Origin of the sequence: Hydrogenophaga sp. (genome assembly GCF_041913525.1) — a bacterium.
Classification (GTDB): Bacteria; Pseudomonadota; Gammaproteobacteria; order Burkholderiales; family Burkholderiaceae_C; genus Hydrogenophaga.
In genome coordinates this window covers 144,818-155,507 of the sequence record NZ_JAYSFD010000010.1, presented here as the reverse complement: position 1 = coordinate 155,507, position 10,690 = coordinate 144,818, and the positions used below count along the sequence as shown (strand labels likewise).

Here is a 10,690-nt window from a genome sequence, read left to right as displayed (position 1 = left end):
TTCAGCAATGGCAATGGGCGCGTGGTGCGCCTGCTGACCTACGCCATGCTGATCAAGTACGGTTTTCAGGTGAGCTCGGCAGGCCGCCTGCTGAACCCGGCCGCCGTCTTCTGTGCCGACCGCAACCGCTACTACGCCATGCTGTCGCAAGCCGACTCGGGCGAACCGGCCATGCTGGAACAGTGGTGCACCTACGTGCTCAGCGGCATTCGGGACGAGTTGGAGAAAGTCAGCCGGCTGGCCGATTACGCCCACCTGCAAAACACCGTGCTGCTGCCCGCGGTGGCCCATGCCAGGGAGCGCCAGCTCATCACGCGACAGGAAGAAGCCGTGCTTCAAACCACCATCCGGGCAGGCACGGTCAAAGCCGGCGACCTGGAGGCGGCCATGCCTGGCCTGAATGCGGGCCAACGCACCTATCAAATCAGAAAGCTGGTGGACAGCGGCATGTTGCAGCCCATCCGGGAAGGCGCCAGGCAATACACCTTGGGCTTCACACACAACACCTTGCTGCGCGGCGTGGTGAAGGCCCTGGGCGACCAAGGCTTCGTACCAGCGGCATTGGCAGCAATGCCCAAGAGTTAAGCCGACATCGGCATCAAGGCAAGCGACAACAAAACGCCAGGGACGGCCACATGAACAGCATCAACAAGCCTGAACGCAGCACCCAAGATCGGGTGATCCAGCTGTTCACCGATACCTTGAACTACCAGTACCTGGGTGACTGGTCGGAGCGCGCAGGCAACCACTGCATTGAAGAAGGTTTGCTGACCGCCTTTCTCACCCGAAGCGGCCACAGCCCAGCCCACATCAGCGCCGCGCTGCACAAGCTGCGTTCAGACGCCTCGCTTCACGGGCGCACGCTCTACGCCGCCAACCAGGCGGTGTACCAACTGTTGCGATACGGCGTGTCGGTGAAAGTGGCGGCCGGGGAAATGAGCGAAACGGTTCGCCTGGTGAACTGGGACAACCCGGCTGACAACGACTTTGCGATTGCAGAAGAGGTCACGCTCAAAGGCGGGCATGAGCGTCGGCCCGACATCGTGCTTTACCTCAACGGCATCGCCGTGGGCGTGCTGGAGCTGAAGAACAGCCGCACGGGCCTGGGCGAGGGCATTCGCCAGTGCCTGTCGAACCAACAGCCCGAGTTCAATGACTGGTTCTTCAGCACCGTGCAACTGGTGCTGGCGGGCAACGACTCAGAGGGCCTGCGCTACGGCACCATCGAAACCCAAGAGAAATACTTCCTGACCTGGAAGGAAGACGAGGCCGACAACGCCGGCTACAAGCTCGACAAGTACCTGACCAAGCTGTGCAGCAAGCACCGATTGCTGGAGCTGATTCACGATTTCGTGTTGTTCGACGGAGGCGTGAAGAAGCTGCCGCGGGTGCACCAGTACTTCGGGATCAAGGCGGCGCAGGCGCATGTGCAGCAACGGCGCGGCGGCATCATCTGGCACACGCAGGGAGCCGGCAAAAGCATCTTGATGGTGCTGCTGGCCCGGTGGATCTTGGAAAACAAACCCGCTGCGCGCGTGGCCATCGTCACCGACCGGGACGAACTGGACCGGCAAATCGAGCGCGTGTTCAAAGACGCGGGCGAGACCATCCACCGCAGCCAGAGCGGCCGCGACCTGATGGCGCAGCTGGCACAGCCCAACCCGCGCCTGCTGTGCTCACTGGTGCACAAGTTCGGCCGGCGCGACGTGGACGACTTCGAGGCCTTCCTGCGCGACCTGGCGGCCCAGCCCAGCCCCACGCAAGGCGAGGTGTACGTGTTCGTGGACGAGTGCCACCGCACGCAAGGCGGCAAGCTGCATCGGCTGATGAAGGCCATGATGCCCAACGCGGTGTTCATCGGCTTCACGGGCACGCCCCTGCTCAAGCAAGACGCACAGACCAGCCTGGAGGTGTTTGGCGGCTACATCCACACCTACAAGTTTGCCGAGGCCGTGGAAGACGGCGTGGTGCTGGACCTGGTCTACGAGGCGCGCGACATCGACCAGAAACTGGGCAGCAGCGAGCAAATCGACCAATGGTTCGAGGCCAAGACCAAGGGCCTGAACGACTGGCAGAAGGACGAACTGAAGAAGCAGTGGGGCACGATGCAGAACGTGCTCAGCTCGCGCGCCCGCATGGACCGGGTAGTGGCCGACATCGTGTTTGACTTTGCGGTGAAGCCCCGCCTGTCCAACGAGCGCGGCAACGCCATCCTGGTGGCGTCCAGCATCTACGAGGCCTGCAAGTACTTCGTGCTGTTCGGCAAGACGGTGTTCAAGGGTCGCTGCGCGGTGGTCACCTCGTACAACCCGCAGGCATCAGACGTGAGCAAGGAAGAGACTGGCGCGAACACCGAGAGCGACAAGCAGTTCATCTACAACACCTACACCGAGCTGTTGAAAGACGTGGTGGCCGAGCCCGGCAAGACCAAGACCGAGACCTACGAGCAGCTGGTGAAAGAGCGCTTCATCAAGGCCCCCGCGCAAATGAAGCTGCTGATCGTGGTGGACAAGCTGCTGACCGGCTTCGACGCACCGCCCTGCACCTATCTCTACATCGACAAGTCGATGCAGGACCACGGCCTGTTCCAGGCCATCTGCCGCACCAACCGGCTGGACGGCGATGACAAGGACTTCGGCCACATCGTCGACTACAAAGACCTGTTCAAAAAGGTGGAGAAAGCCATTGCGGTTTACACAGCCGAACTGGACCACAGCGCGGGCGGCACAGACCCCGAGATCCTGGTCAAAGACCGGCTGGAGGCTGGCCGCGCCCGGCTGGACGATGCCGTGGAAGCACTGGCCTTGCTGTGCGAGCCGGTGGAGCCGCCCAAGGGAGACCTGGAGCACATCCACCACTTCTGCGGCAACACCGAGATTGCCGACGACCTGAAAACCCGTGAACCGTATCGCGTGGCGCTCTACAAGGCAGTGGTCGCCTTGGTTCGGGCCTACGCCAACCTGGCCGATGAACTGGAAGCGGCGGGCTACACGCCTGCACAGATCGAGCACCTGAAAGGCCTGCAGAAGCACTACCTGAACCTGCGAGAGATCATCCGCAAGGCATCGGGTGAAACGCTGGACCTGAAGCCCTACGAGGCAGACATGCGCCACCTCATCGACACCTACATCGAGGCCCAGGCACCGCGCAAAATCTCGCCCTTCGATGGCATTGGCTTGCTCGACCTGATCGTGAAGACGGGCATCGCCGACGCGATTGCCGAGCGTTTGAGCGACATGAAGGGCAACCACGAGTCGATTGCCGAGACGATCGAGAACAACGTCCGCAGCAAGATATTGAAAGAACAACTGACCGACCCGGCCTACTTCGCCAAGATGTCGGCCCTGCTGGACGAGATCATTCGCCTACGCAAAGAGAAAGCCATCGAGTACGAGGAATACCTCGCGCGCATCGCCGACGTGGCCAAGAAGGTCAGCGCCGGCAAGGCGGAGGACACGCCCACCCAGATCAAGACGGCGGGGCAATTGGCCCTGTTCAACAACCTCAAAGATCACGTGGTCACCGACGCCGTACAACAAGCTGACGTGCCCTGGGGCGACGCCAGCAAAGCACTCGACACCGCCCTGCTGCTGGACGCCACCATCAAGACCAAACGCCCCGATGGGTGGCGCGGTGTGGTGGCCCGAGAGCAGATGGTGAAGCAGGCCATGTTCGATGTCCTGAAAGACATCAAGGAAGTGAACCGACTCTTCCCCATCGTGTTTGCGCAGAAGGAGTACTGATGCGCGACGTGCTGGATCTCGGCGAGTTGAAGGCGGAGATCTCCCGCAAGGCCATCAAGCACGTCCACCTGAGCGTGCTCCCCCCCATGGGCAAGGTGCGCGTGACTGCACCCCAAAGCACGCCACTGGACACGATCCGACTGTTCGTAATTTCCAGACTGGGTTGGATTAGGTCACAGCAACGCAAACTGCAAGCCCAAGAACGCGAGACCCCTCGCGAGTTCTTGAACAAAGAAAGCCACTACCTCTGGGGCAAGCGCTACCTGCTGGAGATCACCCACGCGGAAGCAGCGCCAACGGTGAGCCTCACGCCCCGCAAGCTCAAGCTGCAAGTCCGGCCGGGCGCAGATCAGGCGCGGTGCGAGGAAGTCCTGGACAGTTGGTACCGGCAGCAAGTGCGCGACGCCGTGCCCGCGCTGCTGGCGAAATGGGAGCCCCTGCTGAAGGTGAAAGCCCACAAGGTGTTCGTTCAGCGCATGAAAACCAAGTGGGGCAGTTGCACGCCCGAGTTAGGCTACATCCGGCTGAACACCGACTTGGCCAAAAAGCCATTCGAGTGCCTCGAATACATCGTGGTGCATGAACTGGTGCACCTGCTGGAACCCACGCACAACCAGCGGTTCATTGACCTGATGGACTTGTACTTGCCGCATTGGCAGCAGTTGAGGAAGCAACTCAACCGGTTGCCGGTTAGGCATGAGGATTGGGGCTACTAACGCCCCCGGACCTGACAACCAAATAATGCATATTTGAGCTATTAAAGGGAAGACTGAGATGTTTGAATCGATAGAGCCGCTGGACACGTATAACAAAAATATAAACATCCTAATCGGCTCAGGTGCTTCAGCAAACCTGTTCCCAACACTTGCGCTTGCCATCAAAGACGCAAAAGGGAACAGAGAAACAATCGAGACACTCGCTACGAGATTCGAGAATAGCCCCGAGAAGCGGACGGCACTTTTCATGCACTACTACAACACGAGCATCTTTCCAGTCCAAAAATTCGATCCAGCCTCAGTCACCTCCGATGAAGGCAAAGAAAATCTCAGGAACTATGAGACCCTCTTGACGACCTTGCTGGGGCTACTCGACAGAAGAAAAGACCTCAATCGGAAGATCAACATATTCACCACCAACTATGACGGCTGTTTAGAACATACAGCCGACAAAATTCTCATGAAGGGATCGCATGATTTTGTGGTGAACGATGGAGCTTCTGGCTTTCACAGAAAGCACCTTCATTCGAAGAACTTCAACACCTTCCAATGTCAAACTGGGATATTCGAACGCACCAACTACGGCATCCCACAACTCAACATCATTCATCTGCATGGCTCCGTTTACTGGGCCAAGAGCGGGGAAAAAATCGAGGTCAGTTACCGTAAAAATTTCAACAACCTACTGACAAAGCAAGCTATTGGAAAACTTAAAAAATACTCTGCATTCCTAAGCACTGATGGCAACAAAACTGAAGATATCCCAGACTTATCCTTCAGCAAAAAACAAATCGAGGCGTTCTGGAACGAGTACAACAAGCTTCCAATTGTGAACCCCACAAAGTGGAAGTTTCATGAAACCGTATTTGAAGAGCACTACTATCAAATGCTTAGGCAATTGAGTTATGAGCTAGAGAAGCCAAACTCAATACTGATCACATTCGGTTTTTCTTTCGCCGATGAGCACATCCTGAAACTTGTCCAAAGGTCACTGGCCAACCCGCAACTTCAAACCTTTATCTGCTGCTACAGCGATACCAGCGCGAACAGCATGCGGGAAGAATTCAAGCTCTGGAAGAACGTCAAAGTCATTGGACCACCTGAAGGTGTGAAGATGGATTTCACCAACTTCAATAGATATGTATTCTCTCTGCAGGCCGAAAAGTACGAGCCACCTGTTCCGGCTGAAGATGAGGGTTCACTATGAGCATCGTAGTCGGCGAAGTCATTGCGGTCAGCGGAGTACGCATCTCCCTTCGGATTTTTGAAGACTCCAATCAAGAGACCATTTTCTACGATGGCGTTAAGTACCGAGGTGTATCACTGCGGGAACACATCTCTATCCAACGAGGCTTCATAGACATTGTCTGCCTGGTTGAAGGCGAGTTTCTAGATGAGAAGAAACTAGATTCTGATGCCGAGAAAACTCAGTACATCCGGAAGGTGGACGTCCGCCCTATTGGCTACGTGGTTGACGACAAGTTCTTTGAAGGCGTGAAGTACATGCCGATGATCAGGGACAGGGCGTCCCTGCTTAGCGAGCTCATGGTTGGAAAAGTCTATGGGACTGAGGGCAAGACCAGTTTTTCTATAGGGTCCATGCTCAAAGAGAACGTCCCAATCAACCTGCCATGGACACGGTTATTCAACAGCCACCTGGGCATCTTCGGTAACACGGGAAGTGGCAAGTCCAATACGCTAGCAAAGCTCTACACGACGCTCTTCGACGAGAAGCTACCAGCGCTAAAGCAAAAGAGTCAGTTCGTCATCATTGACTTCAATGGTGAGTACACGGAAAACCAGATTCTTCCAGCCAAGGACAAACAGATAACGGTTCTGGATTCCAAAAAGGCAAAGCACAGGTTCAAGATTGAGGCCGCTCATTTTTGGGACATAGAAACCTTGAGCCTCCTCTTCCAAGCTACCACAAACACACAGCAACCATTCTTGCGCCGCGTCCTTTCTGGCAAGGACAAGTTCAAGGATGCACCGCTAAAACATTATGTTGAGAAGGTTTTCGAGAAGGTCTTCAGCACTGGCGAGGCCAAATCAGACGCATTAGATCTGAGTCGCGAAATTGCTCGGATGATTGACTGTGAACCATTACAGAAACATCTGAGCGGAATCATCTACTACAACAAAGACAAGTACTTTAAGCACAACAACGGCACGTACTACAACTCAAATGGAAATGGCTTTGAAGGCAACATCAAGCCTGTCATTGATGAGCACGTCCATTTGGACGGGATGGACCAATTCGACGAGCTTATCTTGAGGTGCTACCTCCAGCTCTGCTCGGATGTCGTGTTCGGCTATGCCCAATACGAACACATCCAGCCAGTACTCGCAAGGGCCAAGTCATCCATTACTGCACTTCGCAACGTGCTTGAAATCGTGGTTGTCCCACCTCCACCTCATCTCTTGCACGTCATCTCTTTGAAGAAATGCAAGAACGAGATCAAGAAGATCTTGCCATTACTCATTGCAAAGAACTTCTACACAAATCATAAGGATTCGGAAAACCTGAAGAGCCCACCGAGCAGGACACTTCACCTCATCATTGATGAAGCCCACAACATCTTGTCCGAGCAGTCCACCCGAGAGCACGAAATCTGGAAAGACTACCGGCTTGAGCTGTTTGAGGAGATCATCAAGGAGGGGCGCAAGTACGGCGTCTACCTCACGCTATCTAGCCAGCGGCCGGCCGACATCTCACCCACCATCGTTTCTCAGATTCACAATTTCTTCATCCATCGACTGGTGAACGAGCGCGACCTCATGCTGTTGGACAACACCATCAGCACCTTGGATTCCAGCTCGAAGGCGCTCATCCCGACTTTGGCGAAAGGCTGTTGCGTGGTCACGGGAACGGCGTTCGAGCTACCCATGATCCTGAAGATTGACCCACTCCTCAAGGAGCATCGCCCCAGTAGTGACGATGTGAATCTTGAGGAGCTTTGGGCGCTGCCTGAAAAGCTCTGACACGACCGTGCTTGAGTGCTCGGCGAATCTCAACAGCGTTTAGCAAGATGTGAGCACCTGCGACTGTGTTCGCAGACGCGGCGCCGTTGTGCTTTGATGTCTACGACTTTATTGCGCTGTCTACGACTTTATTGGCAAAGAACAGCCGGCGCGTGATCTACAGGAATAGAGCCTGTCGGGGCTCTCCCTCTGAGCCCGTACACGTTTAGAACGTGACTCTACCCTGTCGGGCCCCCCCTTTGAAACGTGTGTGCATTGGTGCCTTTGGAATATTCCCTGTCGAGGCCGCCTGTTGGGTCGTATTCCGGCTGTTTTACATCTCGAAGCCAAGGATTTCAAAGGAAAATTTCCACATGGAATCCTTAGAGCCAACCCTCGGATCGTCTGCGCTCGCCCGCAGGAAGTGCATCAACGCCATCAAGTCGGTCCCCGCCGACGTGCATTCCCTGCCATGTTGAAGGGAGGCCTTGATGGAGGAGCGAACAGAAGCGGGCCATGTTGGGAAGAAGGAGACTCTAAATTTGACGGGTTTCGTTTTGGTCATCGATGTTGAGGCGACCTGCTGCCCTCTAGGTTCGGTACCACAGCAGCAAATGGAAACTATCCAAATCGGGGCAGTGATCGCCACCCTTTCGGGGGAGGTGATAGGTGAGTGGAACTCACATGTGCGCCCCATCCGGCACCCCGTGCTGACGACGTTTTGCACGCAGCTGACGGGCTTCCGCCAGAGCGATGTCGATACTGCTGACGTCTTCCCTAGCGTGATCAAAAGACTGGGACAGTGGATCGACGATACCCGCTCAACCATTGAATGCTGGGCGTCGTGGGGCGCGTACGATCGTCATCAGCTACAACAGGACGTCACCTTCCATGGTGTGCCCTGGTGCCTACCGCCAACTCACCTGAACATGAAGGCGGTGTTCGCCAAGAAATTCCGGCTAAAAAAGCGTCCAGCGCTAAGTACGGCATTGAGTCTCGTCGGACTGGAGTTTTCTGGCACGCCTCATAACGCTCAGGATGACGCAAGAAATGCGGCAAAGCTGCTCCAACATCTGCAACGTTGAACACTCCACACCTTGACAATCCAGGACCGCTTTGCAGCGGTTGCTGCCCCTCGCAGCACTGATCCGAATACCCGCTGTTGGTCGTAGATCAGTCATTCACTCCGACAAAAATGCCGTAAATGGTCCCAGAACCATGAGCGGAAAGACGAGTTCGAATTTGACCTAACGCAATACCCTTCATCAGAGCCGGCGCATGCTGTGTGGCCCTCAACTTGTTGGAGCCCATCATGGAAACCTCAGGTACGGCTGTTCACCGCGCGCCGTGGAACAAGGGAAAAATCGTTGGTCAGAAGGCGCCTTTCAAGCTCAAAGACATCTGGTCGTTGCGTGTGCGCCTTCAGCTGGAGAACCGGGTTCGCGAATTAGCGCTCTTCAACCTCGGCATCGACAGCAAGCTGCGCGGTTGCGACTTGGTGGCACTGAAGGTTCGTGATGTGTGCCACGGTGACCAGATGGCCACGCGAGCCATCGTCATGCAACACAAAACACAACGGCCGGTGCAGTTCGAAATCACGGCGGGCACCCGTGATGCCCTGCAGACCTGGATCAAGCAGGCGGCGTTGAAATCAGATGACTTCTTGTTCCCCAGCAGGCTTCATGAATCTCCCCATTTGGGCACACGGCAGTACGCTCGAATTCTGGGTCACTGGGTTGACGAACTCGGACTTGATCGTGCGGACTATGGGACACACTCCATGCGAAGAACCAAGGCGACGTTGATCTACCGGCGCACCAAAAACCTTCGAGCTGTTCAGTTGTTGCTCGGACACGCCAAGCTGGAATCCACCGTGAGGTACCTGGGTATCGAGGTCGATGACGCCCTTGAAATCTCCGAGCAGACAGAGATTTAGACTGCGCTGCCGCGTTCTGATTGGCTGTTTTCCCGTTGCAAGAGTCCCAGACGTGTCGAGGTGGTCTGCGCGAGCTGTGGCATCGGAGATCAACCTCAGACGGCACCGTCGAAGAACAGGCGCCAACGACCATGTTCGCGAACCCAGTATTGGCGACGGTCGATGCTGCGGGGTGGCTTCGTGTTTACAGCGGAGTAGTTGACGATGGCTACCTCGTCCTGGCGCTTCCAGCGGAAGACCGATACATCGCGCCACACAGCCTGTTGTGCGGCCTCCTGGCGGTCGCGTTGGTCTTCTGAGCCGGTAGACACCCTGCGCAGCGGGCTGCTGCCGCGTGCACTGAAGTCATCGGTTTGCAGTGCCGTCAGGATGCGGACATCATTTCGTGCCCTCGCCTGCTGCCACTGGGTGAGCAGGGCTTCGAAGCCGTGGCGCTCCGCAGTCTGGTGAGTGGGTGTTGCCCACTTCAGTTCGTCGGCAACGATCACCGGCGTGCGCCGTGTCTGCAACACAGCCATGAGATAGGCCATGTCGTCGTTGGCCAGCGCCACGCAACCCTCGGTGGCGTACGGGCTGCGCGAGTAGGTGGCGCGTGGCACACCATGCAGCCAGATGCCGCTGCCGGTGCGCCCCAGGCGCCGGTCGTGCTCGTTGGGGTAGTTCAAGGGCAGCGCACCGATACCGTACAGCTCCTCAACCTGCTGGTCGTCCAGGCGGCTGGTGATGAAGTACACCCCCAGTGGGGTGCGCAGGTCGCCCTCGACCCGTTTGTCAAAACCCGCCTGACCGATGGACGCATAGAAGCTGCGGATCAGCTGCAGGCCGTGAGGCTGTTGCTCAAACACATAGAGCCGCGAATGACTGGCATCCACCGCCACCACATGGCGGACATTGCGGGCGAGTTGCAGCACTTGTTCGGGCACGGTGCCCGGCGGTGGCATCTCGGTGAGCGAACCCAATCGTCGGTTGGCTTCCGCCCGAAGCTTGCGCAACCTCTCTCGCACCACTGGGGGGCCATCTGTGGCCGTCGAGAGGCCGGGAGCGTTGCCGCTGTGCGCCAGCAGCAGGTCTGCGTAGACGAGCTGTCCCAGCTGGAAGCCGGGGACATCGCGCACCAGCGCAGCAGCCAGCGGCAGGGCCTGCCGGTCACCGCGCGCCACTGCGCGGTACACCTCGATCAGACGGGCCTCCGGGGAAGACCGCAGAGACCCGGTCAGTAGAACTCCATCGTTCGGGCTGTGTCGTGTGGTCTGTGCGCTGACCTCCCCGAACGGCGACACCAGTGACGCCCCCGCCAGCGCCGTGCGGGCGAGCAGCACTCGCCGGCTTGGGTC

General features: G+C 57.1%; 7 protein-coding genes and 1 pseudogene. 7 read left to right on the top strand and 1 reads right to left on the bottom strand.

Going from position 1 to position 10,690, the window contains the following annotated elements; all coding sequences use genetic code 11:
- The 7 genes and pseudogenes from ACE3RQ_RS13665 to ACE3RQ_RS13635 form a co-directional block, all read left to right on the top strand.
- Positions 1–585 (top strand): annotated as a pseudogene (locus ACE3RQ_RS13665) (Fic family protein); the annotation flags it as partial.
- 50 nt (positions 586–635) lie between these two features.
- On the top strand, positions 636–3,743 hold the full coding sequence (locus ACE3RQ_RS13660; RefSeq protein WP_374522578.1) for a type I restriction endonuclease subunit R: 3,108 nt from the start codon (positions 636–638) through the stop codon (positions 3,741–3,743).
- A complete protein-coding gene (locus tag ACE3RQ_RS13655) occupies positions 3,743–4,459 on the top strand; it encodes a M48 family metallopeptidase (protein ID WP_374522577.1) in 717 nt (238 codons plus the stop codon). The genes ACE3RQ_RS13660 and ACE3RQ_RS13655 overlap by 1 nt, the downstream gene beginning before the upstream one ends.
- Before the next feature lie 58 nt (positions 4,460–4,517).
- Positions 4,518–5,666: an SIR2 family protein gene (locus ACE3RQ_RS13650; protein ID WP_374522576.1), complete on the top strand. Its 1,149-nt coding sequence runs from the start codon at positions 4,518–4,520 to the stop codon at positions 5,664–5,666.
- Positions 5,663–7,441, top strand: a complete 1,779-nt coding sequence (locus ACE3RQ_RS13645) for an ATP-binding protein (protein WP_374522575.1) — start codon at positions 5,663–5,665, stop codon at positions 7,439–7,441. Before ACE3RQ_RS13650 ends, ACE3RQ_RS13645 begins: the two co-directional genes overlap by 4 nt.
- A gap of 521 nt (positions 7,442–7,962) precedes the next feature.
- Positions 7,963–8,505 carry an exonuclease domain-containing protein gene (locus ACE3RQ_RS13640; RefSeq protein WP_374522574.1) on the top strand — a complete coding sequence of 181 codons (543 nt, stop codon included), beginning with the start codon at positions 7,963–7,965 and terminating at the stop codon, positions 8,503–8,505.
- Positions 8,506–8,732: 227 nt separating this feature from the next.
- Positions 8,733–9,356, top strand: coding sequence for a tyrosine-type recombinase/integrase (locus ACE3RQ_RS13635; protein ID WP_374522573.1), 624 nt, complete (start codon positions 8,733–8,735; stop codon positions 9,354–9,356).
- 95 nt (positions 9,357–9,451) lie between these two features.
- Here ACE3RQ_RS13635 and ACE3RQ_RS13630 read toward each other — a convergent pair whose 3' ends face one another.
- Positions 9,452–10,675: a murein L,D-transpeptidase family protein gene (locus ACE3RQ_RS13630; protein WP_374522572.1), complete on the bottom strand. Its 1,224-nt coding sequence runs from the start codon at positions 10,673–10,675 to the stop codon at positions 9,452–9,454.
- Positions 10,676–10,690 lie beyond the last annotated feature (15 nt).